We start from the raw sequence: 19684 nt of genomic DNA, 5'->3' as shown, positions 1-19684 counted from the left end.
CACAGCGATCGTGGACAGACGGGAATCCCCGGTCAGCGTGCAGGAAGAGTCCGTCGCCAACGCCGATCCGAATGTCGGTGGTCGGTCATATGTTCGAAGCGGAAGGAGAACTCATGAACGACACACTGATCGCCCCCGCCACGGCACAGCCGTGGATCACGCCCCGCATCGCCTCGACGCGCGAACACCTGATTCGCGCCGCCGATCAGTTGTGGCGCGTGCAAGACAACGGTTCCGGTCGAGTCCTCGGCCATCTCCGCGTCGCCACCGACCCGCTCGGTCTGCGCTATCGCGCCGAACGTCTGCACCTCGAGTCCGGGGTCTTCCGCCTAGTCGGAGAGTTCTGGCGGGTCGACGACGCGATCTCGGCGTTGCGATACTCATGACGCCATCGCCAGGAGCGAATCGATGACGCAGTCGTGCCCCCGGCAGGATTCGAACCTGCGACCGGCGGATTAGAAGGCCGCTGCTCTTCCGCTGAGCTACGGAGGCGAATAGCACTACCGTACCGTGCCCGAGCCCCGATGTCGGAGCCGTCGATAGGATGACGACATGGTATCTGCGTCGGAGAACGATCGTCTCGTATGGATCGACTGTGAGATGACGGGACTCGATCTCTCGATCGACGAACTCGTCGAGATCGCGGTCGTGATCACGGATTTCGAGCTCCAACCCGTCGATCCGGGGTTCCAGATCGTGATTCGCCCGAGCCAGGCCTCGCTCGAGAACATGAACGACTTCGTCACGAAGATGCACGAGAAGTCGGGCCTGATCGAAGAGATCCCCCTCGGTGTGACGCTCGAAGAGGCCGAAGCGCAGACTCTCGCGTACATCCGCCGCTTCGTGCCGGTCGAGCGCAAGGCTCCCCTCGCCGGGAACACGATCGGCACCGACCGCATGTTCCTCGCGAAGTACATGCCGCAGATCGATCAGTGGCTGCACTACCGCAACGTCGACGTTTCCAGCATCAAGGAACTCTCCCGGAGGTGGTACCCGCGGGTGTTCTTCCAGGCCCCGACGAAGGACGGCGGCCACCGCGCGCTCGCCGACATCCTCGAGTCCATCCGTGAGCTCCGCTACTACCGGGAAGCGGTGTTCGTCGACGAGCCCGGACCCTCCAGCGACGACGCGAAGACCATCGCCCAGCGCACCGTGTCAGAGTTCACCCCAAACATGTAATAGACTCGTCTGGTTGCCTGCTTCGGCAGGCACATGGTGGGTATAGCTCAGCTGGTAGAGCGCTGGCTTGTGGTGCCGGATGTCGCGGGTTCGAGTCCCGTTACTCACCCCACACGAAAGGCCCGAGTCCCCGGACTCGGGCCTTTCGCTTTGCCGTTTCACTCCCCGCGTCGCGCCCTAGACTGACGAGGTGTCACTTGCGGTCTGGTTCTCGCTTCTGACGGCATCCGTGGTGATCAGCTTCACGCCGGGCGCCGGCGCCATCAACACGATGTCGAATGCCCTCTCCCAGGGGTGGCGGCGATCGATCTGGGGAATCATCGGGCAGCAGCTCGCGCTCGTCGTCCACGTCGTGATCGTCGCCGCCGGTGTGGGGCTTCTCGTCTCCCGATCCGAGATCCTGTTCAACGGCATCCGATATGCGGGTGCCGCCTACCTCGTGTACCTCGGCCTGCGGCTCATTCTGGCGAAGCCCCAGGCTCCCGCGGTCGACGACAGCCTCGAGCTCGTCGACGTACGCGAGGGCCACTGGTCCATGATCCGTCGCGGGTTCTGGGTCAACCTGCTCAACCCCAAGGCGATCGTCTTCTTCCTCGCCTTCATCCCGCAGTTCATCCGCCTCGACGAACCCCCGTTACCGCAGTACCTGATCCTCCTGGCCACCGTCATCGTCGTCGACGTCCTCGTGATGTGGGGGTTCTTCGCCGCAGCCGCGCGCCCGTTCCGACGCTTCACACGCACCGCGAAGGGCCAGCGCGCCCTCAACTCCGTCTTCGGCATCCTCTTCATCGCGGTCGCCGGACTCCTCGTCTTCCTGCACTGATCTTGCGCGGCCCCTAGGCTGTGGACGATGGAAATGGATGCCGCGACCTTCGAAACCCTCGTCGTCGACGAGCTCGATCTGCTGCCCGATGACATGGTCGACGGACTCGACAACGTCGTCTTCGTCGTCGAGGATCGCCCGGAGGACGGCAGTCTCGACCTCCTCGGCCTGTACGACGGTCTGGCCCTCACCGAACGCACCCAGTACGGAATGGGCGAACTGCCCGATCGGATCGTCGTCTATCGCGAACCTCACCTCGCCGTGTGCGACGACGAGGGCGAGCTCCGCGACGAGATCCACACCACACTCGTGCACGAGATCGCCCACTTCTACGGGCTCGATGACGACCGGCTCCACGAACTGGGGTGGGCATGAGCACGCCGACCGCGACCCCGGACATCGCAGAGGACATCGACCTCCGTGCCGCGCCGCTCGAACCCTGGCAGGTCGTCGTGTGGAACGACCCGGTGAATCTCATGAGCTACGTCGTTCGGGTGTTCCGGACGTACTTCGGCTACTCGGTCGATCACGCGACCTCCCTGATGCTCGCCGTGCACCACGACGGGCACGCGATCGTCGCCAGCGGACCGCGGGAGACCATGGAGGTCCACGCACAGGCGATGCACGAGTTCGGGCTCTGGGCGACTGTGCGGCGGGCTCCGCAATGACCGCCGAGTCCGTCGAGATCACCCTCGTCACGCTCGAGGGCGTGCGGCTGGGAGAGGTGATCGACGAATTCAGCACCCTGCTCTCGTCGAGGGCCGACGACGATGCGGCGCTCGAACGTCTCGCGCCGAATCCGTACCCCGATGATGAACAGGCATCGCAGGAGTTCGTCGCGGCCATGCGGGACGACCTCCTCGACCGCCGCCTCGCCGATGCCGATACGGTGCGCCGCGCGCTCGCGTCGTTCGACGCCTTCCGCGCAACGATGACCGACGATGACGCGCTCCACGCGCACACCCTCAAGATCCCGCGCAGCGAGGTCGACGCGTGGTTGCGGACCTTGAACGCCGTCCGACTGGTCCTCGCCACCCGCCTCGGGATCCTCGAGGACGACGACCACGACCCGGAGGATCCGCGGTTCGGGATCTACGACTGGATCGGGTACCGCCTCGAGCTCCTCATCGATGCGGAACTGGACGCCTGACCCGCTCCCCGGCTCACGGGATATCGACGATCCGAGTCGCCAATGAGCGCGGGTCGTCCCGAGCGATGTGCCGGCGCTCCTGCGCCGCCCAGCGCTCCCAATGCGGACGATAGGTCTCTCCATCGCGCGTCAGCGCCCGGTTCTTACGCACAGGCTCCGGGGCCTCGAGCCACACGCGCACATCGCCGAGCGCCGCCGTGGCGGGGGTCAGCAGGCCGCTCCCCTCGATGACCACACCGAGAGCGGGGTCGACAGCGTGCGTCTCCGCTTCGGTACCGTCTCCCCAGTCCCAGCGCCGCCACGCGCCGTGCTTTCCGCGACCGTGCGGACGGAGCACGCCGTCCAACGCTCGCTCCACGCCCCCATCGAGGCCGTCCCACCCGGGGTAGAGCGAATCGAGGGCGATGACCTGCACGCGACCGGCGAGCGGCCAGTGCCTCGCGACGCGGGCCGCCAGGGAGGATTTCCCCGCCCCGCTGCAGCCGTCGATGAGGACGACCGGGTTCGACGCGGCCAGCGCGCGGACATCGTCGCGGATCAGATCCGCCGCGCGAGCGAGTGCCGCAGCGACGGGATCGTCACTTCTTGAGTGCACGGATGATGCGCGACAGGGCTCGCCCGGCGACCCAGACGAACGGCACCGCCACGACCAGCAGGGTCACGATGTTCGGCTCGAACCGGAGCCCCTCTTCACGACGCACGTAGACGCCGACCGGAACGGAGACTCCCCCGCCGCCACCGCCTTCCGCGCCATCGCCACTCCCGCCGCCGAAGCCCGAGTAGGTGAAGGCGACCGGAGTGATGCTGACGCCGTCGACGTCCTGCGGCTCTCCGTATGCGCTCTTGACCCCGAAGGACGCGGCCTGCTTTCCGAGTTCCAGTGCAATGTTCGGCATGTGACCACGCTAGTCGACAGCGCCGGGTCGTGGAGCGTCAATCCACGCCGTGAGCCCGTGGGTGCTGGGCAGCGCCTCGCCCCTCGCCGCGCCCGATGTGGCGCGCGCGGGTGATGGTCGCGTTCCCGAACCGCGCAACGGCATCGTCGACCGCTCCTTCGACGCGCCGCCAGTCCTCGTCGTCGTCCCAGAGTCCCATCGCGCCGCCGCCCGCCGGCTGGAGCTTCTCGGCCCGCACTCCGACGAGTCGAACCGGATCTCGACGGTCGATCTGCTCGAACAGGACCTGCGCAGCCTCGCCGATGCGCTGCCCGACCGCGGTGGGCTCGGGAAGCGTCTGAGAACGGTTCACCGTGCGGAAGTCATCGAAGCGGATCTTGATCGAAACCGTGGCCGCCTCCCACTGCGCGCGGCGGAGGCGGGCGGCGACCCGGTCGGCGAGCCGCAGCAGTTCCGCACGCAGGAACGGACGGTCGAGGATGTCGTGCTCGAACGTCTCCTCGTGCCCGATGCTCTTCTCCACGCGTTCGGTGTCGACGGCTCGGGCATCCTCTCCCCGCGCGAGCTGCGCGAGACGCGCGCTCAACGCCGAGCCGACGGCGCGGTCGAGCATCTCGGGAGAGGATTCCCGGATGTCTCCGATCGTGCGGATGCCGCGCGCCTCGAGCGCTTCCGCCGCCTTCGGTCCGACGCCCCACATGGCGCGGACGGGTCTCGGTGAGAGGAACTCGAGCGTACGCGCGGCGGGGACGACCAGCATCCCGTCGGGCTTCGCGATGGTCGACGCCATCTTCGCGACGTGCTTCGTCGCGGCGACGCCGACGCTGCACGTGATGCCGACCTCGTCCGCCACGCGCTCGCGCACGAGTCGAGCGATCTCTCCCGGGCTGCCCCACAGGCGCCGCACACCCTGCACGTCGAGGAAGGCCTCGTCGACGGACAGCGGTTCGACCAGAGGCGTGAACGACTCGAAGATCGCCATGACCTGCCGCGACACCTCTTGGTACCGGCGGAAGTGCGGCATCACGATCCGCGCCGACGGGCACAGCCTGATCGCCTGCGACACCGGCATCGCCGAGCGCACGCCGTACCGACGGGCCTCGTACGACGCGCTGGAGACCACCGAACGACCGTCGGGGGCTCCGATGATGATCGGGAGTCCGCGAAGGCTCGGGTCGTCGAGAATCTCCACCGCCGCGTAGAACGCGTCCATGTCGACATGCAGAATGCGCGTTCCGGTGTCGTCGGCTCCCGCCGGCGACACCATGCGCCCTCTGCCGTCTCCGTGCCCCATGTGAACATTCTCCCTCGGACCACCGACACCGGCCCGAGGGAGAACGAGGTTCTACTGCGCGGCGCGCTCGAGGATCAGCTCGCGCACGCGCGCGGCGTCCGCCTGGCCCTTCATGGCCTTCATGACCGCGCCGATCACGGCGCCGGCGGCCTGCACCTTGCCGTCCTTGATCTTCGCGAGGACGTCCGGCTGCGCGGCGAACGCGTCGTCGATCGCCGCGATCAGCGCGCCGTCGTCCGACACGACCGCGAGTCCGCGGGCATCGACGACCTCCTGCGGCGTTCCCTCGCCGGCGATGACGCCTTCGAGCACCTGACGGGCGAGCTTGTCGGTGAGCGTTCCCGCATCGACCAGCTTCTGGAGAGCCGCGACGTTCTGCGGGCTGACCAGTGCAGCGGCTTCCTTCTCCTGCGCATTGGCGAGACGGGCGATCTCGCCGGTCCACCATTTACGGGCGGCCGCGGGCGCGGCTCCGGCGGCGATCGTCGCCTCGACCTCGTCGAGGATGCCGCCGTTGCGCACGTCCTGGAACTCGAGATCGGTGAAGCCCCACTCGGTCATGAGGCGACGGCGGCGTGCGACCGGCTGCTCGGGCAATGCCGCCCGGAGCTCCTCGATCAGCTCGGCCGCCGGCTCGACCGGAAGGAGGTCCGGCTCCGGGAAGTAGCGGTAGTCGTCGGCATCCGACTTCGGACGACCCGGCGACGTCGTGCCGGTGTCCTCGTGCCAGTGACGCGTCTCCTGCGTGATCGAGCCGCCGTCGGCGAGGATCTGCGCCTGGCGCTGGATCTCGTACCGAACCGCGCGCTCGACGGAGCGCATCGAGTTGACGTTCTTCGTCTCGGTGCGGGTTCCGAGCTTCTCCTCACCGCGGCGGCGCAGCGACACGTTCGCGTCGCAGCGCAGGTTGCCGCGCTCGAGGCGGGCCTCCGAGATGCCCAGACCGCGCACGATGTCGCGGATCGCTGCCACGTATGCCTTCGCCACCTCCGGTGCACGGTGCTCCGTGCCCATGATCACCTTGGTCACGATCTCGACCAGAGGCACACCCGCTCGGTTGTAGTCGACGAGCGAGTACTCCGCGCCCTGGATGCGACCGGTCGCGCCTCCCATGTGGGTCAGCTTGCCGGCGTCCTCCTCCATGTGCGCGCGTTCGATCGGGATGGTGATGAGCGTGCCGTCCTCCAGTTCGACCTCGACCGATCCCTCGTAGGCGATCGGCTCGTCGTACTGCGAGATCTGGTAGTTCTTGCCGAGGTCCGGGTAGAAGTAGTTCTTGCGGGCGAAACGGCTCGACTCGGCGATCGAGCAACCGAGCGCGAGTCCGAGGCTGATCGACGAGCGGATAGCCGTCTCGTTCACGACCGGAAGCGAACCGGGGAGACCGAGGTCGACCGGCGCGATGAGGGTGTTCGGCTCGGCGGCGTGGTACGCCTCGTTCGCCGGGTTCGGCGCGTCCGAGAACATCTTCGTGTTCGTGTTGAGCTCGACGTGGACCTCGAACCCGAGCACGGGCTCGAAGAGTTCCAGAGCCTTGTCGAAGTCCATGAGCTTGGCAGCGGCCATCAGCGGTTCCCTCCTGCGAGCTGGGGTGCGCGGGAGAGCAGCGGGGCTCCCCACGAATCGACGAGGAGCGTCTCGAGCGCGGCGCCCACCCGATAGAGACGAGCGTCCTCACGCGCCGGAGCGATGAACTGGATGCCGACGGGAAGACCGTCGTCGTCGGACAGGCCGCTCGGAATCGAGATCCCCGGCACGCCCGCGAGGTTCGCCGGGATCGTCGTGAAGTCGTTCAGGTACATCTGCAGCGGGTCGTCGATCTTCTCGCCGAGCTTGAACGCGGTGGTGGGCGCCGACGGCGTCGCGATCACGTCGACCTCCGAAAAGGCCGCCGCGAAGTCCTGCTGGATGAGCGTGCGCACCTTCTGCGCGCTGCCGTAGTACGCGTCGTAGTAACCCGCCGACAGCGCATAGGTGCCGAGGATGATGCGGCGCTTGACCTCGTCGCCGAAACCGGCGTCGCGCGTCGCGGACATGACGTCCTCGACCGTCGGGTTCCCGTCGGGCGTGACCCGCAGACCGAAGCGCACGGAGTCGAACTTCGCGAGGTTGCTGGACGCCTCCGCAGGAAGGATCAGGTAGTACGCCGCGACTCCGTACTCGAAGTGAGGGGCACCGATCTCGACGATCTCGGCTCCCTGGGCCTCCATGAGCGCGAGCGAGGCGCGGAAGGACGCCGCGACGCCGGGCTGGAAACCGCTGTCGGGAAGCTCGCGGATCACGCCGACCTTGAGACCCTTGAGCACGTCGCCGCGCGCACCCTCGCGGGCGGCCTCGGCGAACGACGGCCATGCGTCCGCCAGGGACGTCGAGTCCTTCGGGTCGTGACCGGCGATGACGTCGTGCAGAAGCCCGGAGTCGAGCACGGTGCGCGACACGGGGCCGACCTGGTCGAGGCTGGACGCCAGGGCGATCGCGCCGTATCGGCTGACGCCGCCGTAGGTCGGCTTCACGCCGACGGTTCCCGTCACGTGGGCGGGCTGGCGGATCGATCCGCCGGTGTCGGAGCCGAGAGCGACCGGGGCCTCGAAGGCGGCGACGGCCGCGGCCGAGCCGCCGCCGGATCCGCCGGGGATGCGCTCGAGATCCCACGGGTTGCGCGTGGAACCGTATGCCGAGTGCTCGGTCGACGAGCCCATCGCGAACTCGTCCATGTTGGTCTTGCCGAGCGGCACCAGACCCGCCGCACGCGACCGGGCGACGACCGTCGCGTCGTACGGCGAACGGTACCCCTCGAGGATCCGCGAGCCGCTGGTCGTGGGCTGGTCGGTGGTGACCAGCACGTCCTTGATCGCCAGCGGCACTCCCGCGAGCGGCCCCAGGTCCTCGCCCGCGGCACGGCGCGCATCGATCGCTGCTGCTGCGTCGAGCGCCCCGGCGTTCACGTGGAGGAACGCATGGACATCGCCGTCGACGGCCGCGATGCGGTCGAGGTGGGCCTGCGTGGCTTCGACGCTCGACACCTCTCCTGCGGCGAGCTTCGCCGCGAGGTCGGACGCGTCCAGGCGGATGATGTCGCTCACTGCTCTTCTCCCAGGATCGCGGTGACGCGGAAACGGCCGTCCGCGGCATCCGGGGCGTTCTGCAGCACCTGCTCGTGCGTCAACGTCTGCCCGACGACATCGGGACGGAAGACGTTGCTCAGCGGAATCGGATGGCTCGTCGCGACGACATCGGCCGTCGCGACCTCCGAGACCTTCGCGATGTTGTCGACGATCGCGTCGAGCTGGCCCGTGAGCCGCGACACCTCGTCGTCGTTCAGCTGGATGCGTGCGAGCACACCGAGATGGCGCACGAGTTCAGGGGTGATTTCAGACACGCCTCCAAGTCTAGTCAGCGCCTTCCTCCACAGCCGCCCACGCGCGTTCGATCCCTCCGCCTATGCTGGGGCGCGTGAGTACGTTCCTGCCTCCTCGCCCGTGGGTCGCCAGCTACGCAGACGGCGTCCCGGAAGACCTCGCCCCCGTGACGGGATCCCTGATCGACATCGTCGCCGAATCGGTGCGCGACTACCCCGACGCACCGGCGCTGCAGTTCTTCGGCCGCGAGACCACCTACGCCGAGTTGCAGGACGCGATCGACCGCGTCGCCGGCGGACTCCGCGACCTCGGTGTGCGGGCCGGTGACCCCGTGGCGATCGTGCTGCCGAACTGCCCGCAGCACATCGTCGCGTTCTACGCCGTGCTGCGCCTCGGCGCCGTGGTCGTCGAGCACAACCCGCTCTACACACCGCGCGAGCTGCGCAAGCAGTTCGAGGACCACGGGGCGAAGCATGCGATCATCTGGAACAAGGTCGTGTCGACCGTTCAGGAGTTCCCGGCAGACCTCGCGGTGTCGACGCTCGTCTCGGTCGATGTGACGACCGCCATGCCGTTCCTGACCCGCGTGGCGCTCCGTCTGCCCGTCGCGAAGGCTCGCGAATCCCGCGCGGCCCTCACCACCCGCGTGCGAGGCACCGTGACCTGGGAGTCGCTGCTCGTGCACGCCCCGATCCCGGCGTCGCACCCGCGCCCGTCGACGGACGACCTCGCCATCATCCAGTACACCTCGGGCACGACCGGCACACCCAAGGGCGCGTCGCTCACCCATCGGAACCTCCTGGCAAACGCCGCCCAGGCGAAGGCATGGGTGCCGTCGATCCAGCGCGGCAAGGGCTGCGTCGTATACGCCGTCCTCCCGATGTTCCATGCCTACGGCCTCACGCTGTGCCTCACGTTCGCGATGTCGATGGGGGCCCGCCTCGTGCTCTTCCCCAAGTTCGACCCCGATCTCGTGCTCGACGCGATGAAGAAGCATCCGGCCACGTTCCTGCCGCTCGTGCCGCCGATCGCCGATCGCCTGCTCGCGGCCGCGAACCAGAAGGGCGTCTCGCTCGACGGCATCGAGGTCGCGATCTCCGGGGCCATGGCGCTGCCGCACGAACTCGTCGTTCCCTTCGAAGCGGCGACGCACGGTTTCCTCGTCGAGGGCTACGGGCTCAGCGAATGCTCGCCGGTGCTCATGGCCAACCCGGTCGCCGACAACCGCGTTCCCGGTACCGTCGGGCTTCCGCTCCCGGGCACCGAGTGCCGCGTCGTCGATCCGGAGAACCCGACCGTCGATGTCCCGGCCGGATCCGCCGGCGAACTCGTCGTGCGCGGCCCCCAGGTGTTCTCCGGCTACTACGGCAAGCCGGACGAGACGGATGCCGTCTTCGTCGACGGCTGGTACCGCACCGGAGATATCGTCACGATCGACGAGGCGGGCTTCGTGCGGATCGTCGATCGGATCAAGGAGCTCATCATCACCGGCGGGTTCAACGTCGCCCCGACAGAGGTCGAGAACGCGCTGCGCCAGCATCCGCAGATCACCGACGCCGCGGTCGTCGGTCTACCCAGCGCGCACTCCGGCGAGGAGGTCGCCGCCGCGATCGTCGTCGACGGTGGGGCCGATGTCGACATCGAGGCGATCCGGGAGTTCGTCCGGGGCATTCTCACGCCGTACAAGGTTCCACGCCGACTCTTCGTCGTGGACGAACTGCCGAAGTCCCTCATCGGCAAGGTACTCCGACGCCAGGTCAAGGAGCGTCTGCTCGCGCTCACGTCCGGCTCCTGAGGTCGCCCTCACAGGCGCGCGGAGGCCTCGGGGCGCTACCCTTGGGAAGTGACCCCTGAAGATGCAGTGCTGACCGACGCCCCCGCGACCCCCGGATTCGAGGATCTCGGCATCACCGGGTCCGTCCTCAAGGCCATCCGCGATCTCGGCTACGAGACCCCGTCGCCGATCCAGGCGGCCACGATCCCGACCCTTCTTTCGGGCCGTGACGTCGTCGGTATGGCGCAGACCGGAACGGGAAAGACGGCGGCCTTCGCGCTTCCCGTTCTCGAGCGCCTCGACGTGTCGCAGAAGACGCCGCAGGCCCTCGTGCTCGCGCCGACCCGCGAGCTCGCGCTCCAGGTCTGCGAGGCGTTCGAGTCGTACGCCTCGAAGATGAAGGGTGTGCACGTGCTGCCGGTCTACGGGGGCCAGGGTTACGGCGTCCAGCTGTCCGCGCTCCGCCGCGGCGTCCACGTCGTGGTCGGTACCCCCGGCCGCATCATGGACCACCTCGCGAAGGGGACCCTCGACCTCTCCGAGCTCCATTACCTCGTGCTCGACGAGGCCGACGAGATGCTCAAGATGGGCTTCGCGGAGGACGTCGAGCAGATCCTCGCGCAGACGCCCGAAGAGAAGCAGGTCGCCCTCTTCTCCGCGACGATGCCGCCGCAGATCCGTCGTCTCGCCCAGAAGTACCTGCGCGAGCCCGAAGAGATCACGATCAAGTCGAAGACCGCGACGAACACGAACATCACGCAGCGGTACCTGATCGTCTCGTACGCGCAGAAGGTCGATGCGCTGACACGCATCCTCGAGGTCGAGAACTTCGACGGCATGATCGTGTTCGTCCGCACCAAGAACGAGACCGAGACCCTCGCCGAGAAACTGCGCGCACGCGGCTACTCGGCCGCCGCGATCAACGGCGATGTGCCCCAGGTGCAGCGCGAGCGCAGCGTCAACCAGCTCAAGGACGGCAAGCTCGACATCCTCGTCGCCACCGATGTCGCCGCCCGCGGCCTCGACGTCGAGCGCATCAGCCACGTCGTCAACTTCGACATCCCGACCGACACGGAGTCGTACGTGCACCGCATCGGTCGTACCGGTCGCGCCGGGCGCACCGGCGATGCGATCAGCTTCATCACGCCGCGCGAGCGCTACCTGCTCAAGCACATCGAGAAGGCCACGCGTCAGGAGCCGACGCAGATGCAGCTCCCGACGACCGAGGACGTGAACTCGACGCGCCTGACGCGCTTCGACGACGCGATCACGGCTGCTCTCGGCGACTCCTCGCGGATCGAGACCTTCCGCGACGTGATCGCGCACTACGTGCGCAACCACGACGTCCCCGAAGCCGACGTCGCCGCCGCCCTCGCGATCGTCGCTCAGGGGGACACTCCCCTGCTTCTCGACCCGGCCGACGACCCCCTCGCGAAGGCCGTGGCCGCGGACAACCGACCGCCGCGCGAACGCAACACGCGGGAGCCGCGCGAACCCCGCACGGAACGTCGCGGACGCGGAGACTACGCCCCGTACCGGATCGAGGTCGGCCGGCGTCACCGCGTCGAGCCGCGACAGATCGTCGGTGCGCTCGCGAACGAGGGCGGCCTGGGACGCGACGACTTCGGCGCGATCAACATCCGTCCCGACTTCTCGATCGTCGAGCTCCCCGCGAACCTCGACCCGGCGGTCCTCGACAAGCTGAGCGGAACGCGCATCTCGGGCCAGCTCATCCAGATCAAGCCGGATCGCGGCCCGGGTGCGCGACGCGGTGGCCCGCGCGATGGCGGCGCTCGCTACGACCGACGTGATCGGGACGACCGTCCGCGCCGCAACGACGACAGTCGTGCGCCGCGTGGCGACCGCGACGAGAAGCCTTTCCGCAAGCCGCGCCACAAGAACTGACGGTACGCGGCGGAGTCAGCCGGCCCTGTGCCGGGCGAGCTTCGCCGCGAGGTCGACGAGCACTTCGGGTCGCGCCAGCAGACGGCGTTGCTCGGGGTGCGCGATGAACTGGTCGAGCAGCCGCTGCGCACCGACGACGGTCGGTCGCCAGTACCCTCCGACGTGATGACGCCCGAGATCGAGGCGCTGCGACTCGCCGTTGACGATGATCTCGACGGATCCGTCGTCCGGCCCGATGCCGACGTCCTCCTGCGCGGCCGCAGCGAGAAGCCCCAGGCCGATCGTGCTCGCCAGTCCCGGATAGCGGAAACCTGTCGTCGGAACGTCCAATCGCACCGACGAGAGGTGCTCCCAGGCGAACACCACACCGGCGCCGGCGCCGTGCCGGTGAACGACGGCATCCTCCCGGAGACGGAGGTGACCGCGCCCCGGATCGCCCACGACGAGAACGCCGTCGGCGACGATGAGCGGACCGTAGCGCTTCATTCCGCGGACGGAGCCTCGCCGAGCGCGTCGGGGCCCTCGGTCACCAGCAGATGGAACTGCGCGGCGTCGAGAATACGGATGCCGAGTTCCTCGGCCTTGCCGAGCTTCGATCCTGCTCCCGGTCCCGCGGCGACGAAGTCGGTCTTCTTCGAGACGCTCGATGCCGCTTTGCCACCGGCCTGGATGATCGCTTCCTGGGCACCCTCGCGGGTGTAGCCGTCGAGAGAGCCCGTCGCCACGATCGTGAGTCCCTCGAGCACGCCGCCGGCCGACACGGCCGCCCCGGGACCGGGGTGACCGGGTGTCGCCCACTGCACTCCTGCCGCTGCCCACTGCTCGACGATCGCCACGTGCCAATCGACCTCGAACCAGGCGAGGAGCGAGTCGGCGATGATTCCACCCACTCCTTCGACCGCCGCGAGTTCGTCGCGCGATGCCGCACGGATCGCGTCGAGAGAGCCGAACCACTGGGCGAGAGCGCGCGCTGCGACCGGTCCGACGTGACGGATGTTGAGGGACACCAGCAGCCGCCAGAGCTCCTTGGTCTTCGCCTTCCCCAGCTCGGCCAGAAGAGTCACCGCCTGCGATGACGGCTGAGGGCCCTCGATGCCGGACTTCTTCTCAGCCGCGGTCGGATTGCGACGGAACGGCGCACGGGTCTTCACGACGCCGTCGTCGTCCTGCTTCGGCAGACCGGTCTCGGCATCGCGGACGAACAACTCGATCGGGACGAGCTGCTGCAGCGACAGATCGAACAGGCCCGCTTCGGTCACCAGCGGCGGTACGGTCGGTGATGTCGGCTGCGTGAGCGCAGCTGCCGTGACCTCGCCGAGCGCCTCTATGTCGAGCGCACCGCGCGAACCGATGTGCTCGACGCGTCCGCGCACCTGAGCAGGGCACGAGCGGGCGTTCGGGCACCGAAGGTCGATGTCCCCCTCTTTCATCGGGCGCAGCGTCGTACCGCACTCCGGGCACGCCTCCGGCATCACGAACTCTCGCTCCGAGCCGTCGCGACGCTCGACCACCGGACCCAGCACTTCGGGGATCACATCGCCGGCTTTGCGGAGCACGACCGTGTCGCCGATCAGTACGCCCTTCGCCTTGACCACGTCTTTGTTGTGCAGCGTCGCCTGCCGCACGACGGACCCCGCCACCTGCGCGGGAGCCATCACCGCGAAGGGCGTGGCGCGCCCGGTGCGCCCGACCGAGACGACGATGTCGAGCAGCTTCGTCTGCACCTCTTCGGGCGGGTACTTGTAGGCGATCGCCCAGCGGGGCGCGCGGCTCGTCGCGCCGAGCTCGTCGTGGAGTTCGAGCTCGTCGACCTTGACCACGATCCCGTCGAGTTCGTGCTCGATGTCGTGTCGATGTTCGCCGAAGTACTCCACGAAGTCCGAGACCTCGTCGATACTCGCGCAGACCTTCGTGTGCGGACTCGTCGGGAGGCCCCAGGTCGAAAGGAGGTCGTAGACCTCGCTCTGCGCGGAGACCGGTGGACTCTGCCAGGCGCCGATGCCGTGCACGTAGAGGGCGAGGGACTCGATGCGCAGCAGACCCGCCTCGAGTTCGAGCCCGTCCTTCTTGTCGATCTGCTGGCGCAGCCCCCCGCTCGCGGCGTTGCGGGGATTCGCGAACGAGGGGAAACGACGAGCAGCCGCCGTGCGCGCCTTCTCCTCGTCGAAGGGCCGCTTCGCGCCGGTGCGGGCTTCCCAACGCGAGAGCGCATCGGCATATGCGCGCTCCCGGAACGACGCCTGAGCCGCGTTGAGTCGCTCGAACGCGGCGACCGGGATGAAGACCTCGCCGCGCACCTCGACGATCGGAGGGTGGCCCTCCCCGTCGAGGCGCTCTGGGATCTCCGGCAGCCGCAGCGCGTTCTCGGTCACGATCTCACCGACCCGTCCGTCACCGCGCGTGGCAGCGGACGTGAGGACGCCGTCCTCGTATCGAAGATTGATCGCGAGCCCGTCGATCTTCAGCTCGGTCAGCCACGCGACCTCGCGACCGGCGGATGCCCGCGTCTTCGCAGCCCACTCGCGAAGCTCGTCGAGGGAGAACACGTTGTCGAGGCTCAGCATCCGCTCGGCGTGCTCGATCGTCGCAAGGCCGGTCGTCTCCGCCGCACCGACCATCTGGGTGGGCGAATCCTGCCCCTGGAGCTCGGGATGCAGTCGCTCGAGTTCCTCGAGCCGGTGCATCCATCCGTCGTACGTCGCGTCGTCCACCAGCGAGGTATCGCGACCGTAATAGACATCCTTCGCCTCGAGGATGCGGGTGGTCAGCTCCTCGGCCTCGGTACGGGCGTCTTCGAGCGAGATGATGTCGGGCACCCGGCAAGTCTACGAGCGGACACCGACATTACGGGGCGCCGCTCAGGCGTCGACGGGAACCGCCGAAACCGTGCGATCGATGGTGAACTGCCCGAGCACACGCGTACCCACGTAGAGCACCGCCGTCTGACCTGGGGCGACTCCGTCGAGCGGCACGACCGGAACCACGCGCACGCCCTCGGCGTCGACCGATGCGGAGGCTTCGACGGGCTCGGCGTGGGCTCGGATCTGCACGTGACACTCGAACTCGGGCACCGTCGGCGCCGCTCCCGCCCAGCTGAACCTCTCACCCGAGATCTCACGGATCGCGAGTGCTTCCTTGGGCCCGACGACGACAGTGTTCGACACGGGACGCACCTCGAGCACGAAACGCGGCTTGCCATCGGCCGCCGGGACACCGAGCTTCAGTCCGCGGCGCTGTCCGACCGTGTAGCCGTGGGCTCCCTCGTGCGAGCCGACGACGGCGCCGCTGCGGTCGACGATCTCGCCGGTCGCGGTACCGACCTTCTCCGCCAGCCAGCCGCGTGTGTCACCGTCGGGGATGAAGCAGATGTCGTGGCTGTCCGGCTTCTGCGCGACGCTCAGACCGCGCTCTGCCGCCTCCGCACGGACGATCGCCTTCGACGGCGTCGTCCCCAGCGGGAAGTATGTGTGGGCGAGCTGCTCGGCCGTGAGCACCCCGAGCACGTACGACTGGTCCTTCGCATTGTCGGACGCCCGGTGCAGCTCGAGGCCGCCCTCTCCGTCGATCAGCGTGGCGTAGTGGCCCGTGCAGACCGCGTCGAAGCCCAGCTCGATCGCCCGCTCGAGCAGAGCCGCGAACTTGATCTTCTCGTTGCAGCGCATGCACGGGTTCGGAGTACGTCCGGCCTGGTACTCGGAGATGAAGTCGTCGATCACGTCGTCGCGGAAACGCTCCGAGAAGTCCCAGACGTAGAACGGGATGCCGAGCTTGTCCGCTGCGCGACGGGCATCCATGGCGTCCTCGATCGTGCAGCATCCGCGGCTGCCCGTGCGGAGCGTTCCACCCGCACGAGAAAGGGCGAGGTGCACACCGACGACCTCGTGACCGGCCTCGACCGCGCGCGCCGCGGCAACGGCGGAGTCCACTCCACCGCTCATCGCCGCCAGGATTCGCATGGGTCCAGTCTACGAGCGCCCGGCTGTGCCGGAGCCGGATGCGCGGAGATACGCGTCCCCGATCGCCTCGATGACGGCGGTGACGTCGTCGTCCGTCGATGTGCGTCCCAGGCTGAATCTCAGGACGCTGCGCGCATCCTGCTCGCTCCGCCCCATCGCCCGCACCACGTGCGAGGGCTCCGCGACGCCGGCCTGGCACGCCGAGCCCGTCGAGGCCGCGATTCCCGCCGTGTCGAGGAGGAACAGCAGGCTCTCCCCCACCGCCCCGGGGAAGAGGACGTGCGCGTTTCCCGGGAGCCGATCGATCGCATCGCCGAGCAGGACCGCCTCGGGAACCCGCGCTCGGATGCCGTCGACCAGCCTGTCCCGCAGAGCGGCGAGTCGGATCGCCTCGAGCGGACGCTCGCGCTCGGCGAGTTCGAGCGCCGTGGCGAACGCGGCGGCGCCGGGGACGTCCTGGGTCCCGGCCCGGAGACCGCGCTGCTGTGCCCCGCCCCGGAGCAGCGGGGCCAGGCGAGCCGTCCGGGCGACGATCAGTGCGCCGACTCCGACCGGCGCGCCGATCTTGTGCCCGGCGAGACTGAGAGCCACGAGTCCGACCCCCGTCCTCGCATCGCCGCGGAGCCCTCGGAACGACAGCGGCAGATGGCCGAGCGCGGCGACGGCATCCAGATGCAGGGGCACGCCGGCATCCGCTGCCGCGGCGGCCAGCGCTGGGGCGGGGTTCACGGTGCCCGCCTCATTGTTCGCCACCAGCGCTGTCGCCAGAGCCGCTCCGGGCAGTGCTGCCGCGAAGCGATCCGGGTCGATGTGCGCCGTGGATGTCAGCGCGACCGGGCGCACGACCGCACCCACGCTCTGAAGCGCCTCCACGGTGTCCATCGTCGCGTGGTGCTCTCCATCGGGCAGGACGATCGCATCGCGCCCCTGTGCGCGAGCGTGCCAGCTCCCCTGGAGCGCGAGATTGATCGACTCCGTGCCTCCCGAGGTGAAGACGATCTCGATCGGGTCGGCGTCGAGCACCGCGGCGACCCGCTCCCGCGACTCCTCGAGCAGCCTGCGGGCATCCTGACCGGCGCCGTGGGTCGACGACGCGTTGCCGATCGTCTCGGTCGCGGCCAGCCAGGCGTCGCGCGCCTCCGGCCGCAGCGGAGTCGTGGCGGCGTGGTCGAGATAGTGCATCTCTCCACTCTCCCCCATTCCGACGCGGATCGGCGCACGGAACCCGGTGCACATGGGGCTGACACCCGGGCGCAGCACTCTAGGGTGTATTCATGCCCGAGACCCGAGACTTCGCCGCGCCCGGCGGCAACACCCTCGATGATCTGGGCGTGCGCCTGCACGACGGGGTCGGCACGCTCCGCGTCTGGTCCCAGAACGCGTCCTCCGTCGAGCTCGTGGTGTTCGACGCGACCGATCTCGACTGGGCGACCGATCAGATCGCTCTCGAACGGCTTCCCGGCGGGGTCTGGGAGGTCACGACACCGCTGCTGCAGCCCGGCACACGCTACGCGATCCGTGTCGGCGGCCCGCACGGACCCGGGAACACCTTCAATCCGGAGACACTGCTCCTCGACCCGTACTCCCGCGGCCTCGCCCAGGGCGACGGCTACGAGGAGTGGCGGTCGGTCGTGATCGTCGACGGCTTCGACTGGGGCGATTCCCGGAAACCGCGGATCCCCCTCGACCGCACGATCATCTACGAGGGCCATCTCAAGGGGCTCACGAAGCGGCAGCCCGATGTGCCGCCCGCGCTGCACGGCACCTATGCCGGCCTCGCCCACCCGGCGATGATCGAGTACTTCCACACCCTCGGGATCACCTCGATCGAGCTCCTCCCCGTCCACGCGTTCGTCCCGGAGCCGCGCCTGCTGGAGCGCGGGCTGACGAACTACTGGGGGTACAACACCCTGAACTTCTTCACACCGCACACCGCCTACGCCTCGGAGGACGCGCGCAAGGAGGGTCCGGAGGCGGTGCTCGCCGAGTTCAAGGGGATGGTGCGACTGCTCCACGAGGCCGGTCTCGAAGTCATCCTCGACGTCGTCTACAACCACACGTCCGAAGAGGGCATCGGCGGACCGCGTTCCAGCCTGCGCGGGCTCGACAACGCGAGCTACTACCGGCAGGACGCGAGCGGCGTGTACATCGACACGACCGGCTGCGGCAACACCCTCAACACCTCGACGGATGCCGGTGCGCGCCTCGTGCTCGACTCCCTGCGCTACTGGGCGCAGGAGATGCAGATCGACGGGTTCCGCTTCGACCTCGCGACGTCCATCGCGCGGGACGCGGGGCACACCTACTCCCCCGAGCATCCGCTTCTGACCGCGATCGCGAACGATCCGGTACTGCGCGACACGAAGCTGATCGCCGAGCCCTGGGACGTCGGACTCGGCGGATGGCAGACGGGTAATTTCCCGGCCGGATGGCACGAGTGGAACGACCGCTACCGCGACCGGGTGCGCAACTTCTGGCTCAGCGACATCGACTACGCGCGTCGGGCGTCGGCGCCCGTCGGCATCGGCGGATTCGCGACGCGACTCGCCGGGTCGTCGAACACCTTCGACGAGAAGCGCGGGCCGCTCGCGAGCGTCAACTTCGTCACCGCTCACGACGGCTTCACCCTGCACGACCTCGTCTCCTACGACGTCAAGCACAACGAGGCGAACGGCGAGCACAACCGCGACGGCGCCGACACGAACCGCGCATTCAACCACGGCGTCGAGGGGCCGACCGACGATGTCGCGATCCTCACCGCCCGCCGCAAGGCGATGCGCAACCTCCTCGGCACGCTCCTGCTCTCGGCCGGCATCCCGATGCTCACCGCGGGCGACGAGGTCGGGCGCACCCAGCGGGGCAACAACAACGCCTACGCGCAGGACTCCGCGCTCACCTGGCTCGCGTGGGACTACGAGCCGTGGCAGCTCGATCTCCAGGCGCACGTCGCACGCCTCATCGAGCTGCGGTCGCAGAACCCCGCGCTCCGACCGAGCAGGTACGCGCGCCTCGGTGAGCACATCCCGAACGCCTCGGTCATGGACTGGTTCGACCAGAACGGCGAGACGATGGAGAGCGACCAGTGGACGGACCCGGGCAACCGGACGCTCCAGTACGTCGCGGCGTCCACTCCGGATGCCGAGGACGCGAACCGCATCCTGCTGATCGTGCACGGGACCGAGTCGCCGATCGACGTGCGACTGCCCGAGGAGCTCGAGGGCGCCACACGCTTCGTGTCGCTCTGGTCCAGCGCGGATGAGCGTCCGTCGGACGACCACGAGGTGTTCGGGCCCGGTGATGTCCTGCCGATCCCCGGGACGTCGATGCGCCTCTTCCTGGTCGAATGAT

Annotated in this window: 19 protein-coding genes and 2 tRNA genes; 10 read left to right on the top strand and 11 right to left on the bottom strand. The window is 68.5% G+C overall.

Annotation, left to right across the window (positions count from 1 at the left end; all coding sequences use genetic code 11):
• Window positions 1-113: 113 nt before the first annotated feature.
• Complete coding sequence (locus ACFY9N_RS07795; RefSeq protein WP_391477864.1) at window positions 114-386, top strand: hypothetical protein; 273 nt, start codon at window positions 114-116, stop codon at window positions 384-386.
• 34 nt (window positions 387-420) lie between these two features.
• On the opposite strand, the gene ACFY9N_RS07790 is transcribed toward ACFY9N_RS07795, so the two are convergent.
• Window positions 421-492: transfer RNA gene (locus ACFY9N_RS07790), tRNA-Arg, on the bottom strand.
• A gap of 60 nt (window positions 493-552) precedes the next feature.
• Between ACFY9N_RS07790 and orn the strand changes: the two genes are divergently transcribed.
• From orn to ACFY9N_RS07760, 6 genes are all read left to right on the top strand, one after another.
• Entirely contained in the window at window positions 553-1179 is a 627-nt protein-coding gene (gene orn, locus ACFY9N_RS07785; RefSeq protein ID WP_391477863.1) for an oligoribonuclease, read from the top strand.
• Window positions 1180-1215: 36 nt separating this feature from the next.
• Window positions 1216-1291, top strand: a tRNA-His gene (locus tag ACFY9N_RS07780).
• A gap of 78 nt (window positions 1292-1369) precedes the next feature.
• Window positions 1370-2002 (top strand): LysE family transporter, encoded by a 633-nt coding sequence (locus ACFY9N_RS07775; RefSeq protein ID WP_391477862.1) that lies wholly within the window; start codon window positions 1370-1372, stop codon window positions 2000-2002.
• Window positions 2003-2029: 27 nt separating this feature from the next.
• Window positions 2030-2377 (top strand): metallopeptidase family protein, encoded by a 348-nt coding sequence (locus ACFY9N_RS07770; RefSeq protein WP_391477861.1) that lies wholly within the window; start codon window positions 2030-2032, stop codon window positions 2375-2377.
• Window positions 2374-2670, top strand: coding sequence for an ATP-dependent Clp protease adapter ClpS (clpS, locus tag ACFY9N_RS07765; RefSeq protein WP_391477860.1), 297 nt, complete (start codon window positions 2374-2376; stop codon window positions 2668-2670). Before ACFY9N_RS07770 ends, clpS begins: the two co-directional genes overlap by 4 nt.
• Complete coding sequence (locus ACFY9N_RS07760; RefSeq protein WP_391477858.1) at window positions 2667-3152, top strand: DUF2017 family protein; 486 nt, start codon at window positions 2667-2669, stop codon at window positions 3150-3152. Before clpS ends, ACFY9N_RS07760 begins: the two co-directional genes overlap by 4 nt.
• A 13-nt stretch (window positions 3153-3165) precedes the next feature.
• Here the strand turns inward: ACFY9N_RS07760 and ACFY9N_RS07755 are convergent, their stop codons facing one another.
• The 6 genes from ACFY9N_RS07755 to gatC are packed head-to-tail and all read right to left on the bottom strand — an operon-like array spanning window position 3166 to window position 8721.
• Window positions 3166-3747 carry a hypothetical protein gene (locus ACFY9N_RS07755; RefSeq protein ID WP_391477857.1) on the bottom strand — a complete coding sequence of 194 codons (582 nt, stop codon included), beginning with the start codon at window positions 3745-3747 and terminating at the stop codon, window positions 3166-3168.
• Complete coding sequence (locus ACFY9N_RS07750) at window positions 3731-4048, bottom strand: hypothetical protein (RefSeq protein ID WP_391477856.1); 318 nt, start codon at window positions 4046-4048, stop codon at window positions 3731-3733. The genes ACFY9N_RS07755 and ACFY9N_RS07750 overlap by 17 nt, the downstream gene beginning before the upstream one ends.
• A 37-nt stretch (window positions 4049-4085) precedes the next feature.
• On the bottom strand, window positions 4086-5342 hold the full coding sequence (gene dinB, locus ACFY9N_RS07745) for a DNA polymerase IV (RefSeq protein ID WP_391477855.1): 1257 nt from the start codon (window positions 5340-5342) through the stop codon (window positions 4086-4088).
• A gap of 51 nt (window positions 5343-5393) precedes the next feature.
• Window positions 5394-6908, bottom strand: coding sequence for an Asp-tRNA(Asn)/Glu-tRNA(Gln) amidotransferase subunit GatB (gene gatB, locus ACFY9N_RS07740; protein ID WP_391477853.1), 1515 nt, complete (start codon window positions 6906-6908; stop codon window positions 5394-5396).
• Window positions 6908-8425, bottom strand: coding sequence for an Asp-tRNA(Asn)/Glu-tRNA(Gln) amidotransferase subunit GatA (gene gatA / locus ACFY9N_RS07735; RefSeq protein ID WP_391477852.1), 1518 nt, complete (start codon window positions 8423-8425; stop codon window positions 6908-6910). Before gatA ends, gatB begins: the two co-directional genes overlap by 1 nt.
• The gene (gene gatC, locus ACFY9N_RS07730) at window positions 8422-8721 is read right to left on the bottom strand and encodes an Asp-tRNA(Asn)/Glu-tRNA(Gln) amidotransferase subunit GatC (protein WP_029259178.1); all 300 of its coding nucleotides are present in this window, start codon (window positions 8719-8721) and stop codon (window positions 8422-8424) included. The genes gatA and gatC overlap by 4 nt, the downstream gene beginning before the upstream one ends.
• 74 nt (window positions 8722-8795) lie before the next feature.
• On the opposite strand from gatC, the gene ACFY9N_RS07725 reads away from it, so the two are divergent.
• Together ACFY9N_RS07725 and ACFY9N_RS07720 are read left to right on the top strand one after the other, a co-directional pair.
• A complete protein-coding gene (locus ACFY9N_RS07725; protein ID WP_391477851.1) occupies window positions 8796-10496 on the top strand; it encodes a long-chain-fatty-acid--CoA ligase in 1701 nt (566 codons plus the stop codon).
• Window positions 10497-10544: 48 nt separating this feature from the next.
• On the top strand, window positions 10545-12380 hold the full coding sequence (locus ACFY9N_RS07720) for a DEAD/DEAH box helicase (RefSeq protein WP_391477850.1): 1836 nt from the start codon (window positions 10545-10547) through the stop codon (window positions 12378-12380).
• Between the two features lie 15 nt (window positions 12381-12395).
• On the opposite strand, the gene ACFY9N_RS07715 is transcribed toward ACFY9N_RS07720, so the two are convergent.
• From ACFY9N_RS07715 to ACFY9N_RS07700, 4 genes are read right to left on the bottom strand one after another with little or no spacing between them, the layout of a single operon-like run.
• Window positions 12396-12866 (bottom strand): hypothetical protein, encoded by a 471-nt coding sequence (locus ACFY9N_RS07715; protein ID WP_391477849.1) that lies wholly within the window; start codon window positions 12864-12866, stop codon window positions 12396-12398.
• Window positions 12863-15196, bottom strand: a complete 2334-nt coding sequence (gene ligA / locus ACFY9N_RS07710; RefSeq protein WP_391477847.1) for an NAD-dependent DNA ligase LigA — start codon at window positions 15194-15196, stop codon at window positions 12863-12865. The genes ACFY9N_RS07715 and ligA overlap by 4 nt, the downstream gene beginning before the upstream one ends.
• Before the next feature lie 42 nt (window positions 15197-15238).
• On the bottom strand, window positions 15239-16336 hold the full coding sequence (mnmA, locus tag ACFY9N_RS07705) for a tRNA 2-thiouridine(34) synthase MnmA (RefSeq protein ID WP_391477845.1): 1098 nt from the start codon (window positions 16334-16336) through the stop codon (window positions 15239-15241).
• Window positions 16337-16345: 9 nt separating this feature from the next.
• On the bottom strand, window positions 16346-17518 hold the full coding sequence (locus tag ACFY9N_RS07700) for a cysteine desulfurase family protein (RefSeq protein ID WP_391477844.1): 1173 nt from the start codon (window positions 17516-17518) through the stop codon (window positions 16346-16348).
• A gap of 92 nt (window positions 17519-17610) precedes the next feature.
• Here ACFY9N_RS07700 and glgX point away from each other — a divergent pair, with 92 nt between their 5' ends.
• The gene (gene glgX, locus ACFY9N_RS07695; RefSeq protein ID WP_391477843.1) at window positions 17611-19683 is read left to right on the top strand and encodes a glycogen debranching protein GlgX; all 2073 of its coding nucleotides are present in this window, start codon (window positions 17611-17613) and stop codon (window positions 19681-19683) included.
• Window position 19684 lies beyond the last annotated feature (1 nt).

Source organism: Microbacterium sp. NPDC008134 (assembly GCF_042957055.1).
Classification (GTDB): domain Bacteria; phylum Actinomycetota; class Actinomycetes; order Actinomycetales; family Microbacteriaceae; genus Microbacterium.
Note: the sequence above shows the minus strand (reverse complement) of the source record. Positions and strands in the feature narration are given on the sequence as shown.

Bases quoted from the DNA above. Each gene is read 5' to 3' on its own strand.
- ACFY9N_RS07795 (WP_391477864.1), top strand. From the start codon at position 114: ATGAACGACACACTGATCGCCCCCGCCACGGCACAGCCGTGGATCACG.
- orn (WP_391477863.1), top strand. From the start codon at position 553: ATGGTATCTGCGTCGGAGAACGATCGTCTCGTATGGATCGACTGTGAG.
- ACFY9N_RS07770 (WP_391477861.1), top strand. From the start codon at position 2,030: ATGGAAATGGATGCCGCGACCTTCGAAACCCTCGTCGTCGACGAGCTC.
- clpS (WP_391477860.1), top strand. From the start codon at position 2,374: ATGAGCACGCCGACCGCGACCCCGGACATCGCAGAGGACATCGACCTC.
- ACFY9N_RS07760 (WP_391477858.1), top strand. From the start codon at position 2,667: ATGACCGCCGAGTCCGTCGAGATCACCCTCGTCACGCTCGAGGGCGTG.
- ACFY9N_RS07750 (WP_391477856.1), bottom strand. From the start codon at position 4,048: ATGCCGAACATTGCACTGGAACTCGGAAAGCAGGCCGCGTCCTTCGGG.
- dinB (WP_391477855.1), bottom strand. From the start codon at position 5,342: ATGGGGCACGGAGACGGCAGAGGGCGCATGGTGTCGCCGGCGGGAGCC.
- gatB (WP_391477853.1), bottom strand. From the start codon at position 6,908: ATGGCCGCTGCCAAGCTCATGGACTTCGACAAGGCTCTGGAACTCTTC.
- ACFY9N_RS07715 (WP_391477849.1), bottom strand. From the start codon at position 12,866: ATGAAGCGCTACGGTCCGCTCATCGTCGCCGACGGCGTTCTCGTCGTG.
- mnmA (WP_391477845.1), bottom strand. From the start codon at position 16,336: ATGCGAATCCTGGCGGCGATGAGCGGTGGAGTGGACTCCGCCGTTGCC.
- ACFY9N_RS07700 (WP_391477844.1), bottom strand. From the start codon at position 17,518: ATGCACTATCTCGACCACGCCGCCACGACTCCGCTGCGGCCGGAGGCG.
- glgX (WP_391477843.1), top strand. From the start codon at position 17,611: ATGCCCGAGACCCGAGACTTCGCCGCGCCCGGCGGCAACACCCTCGAT.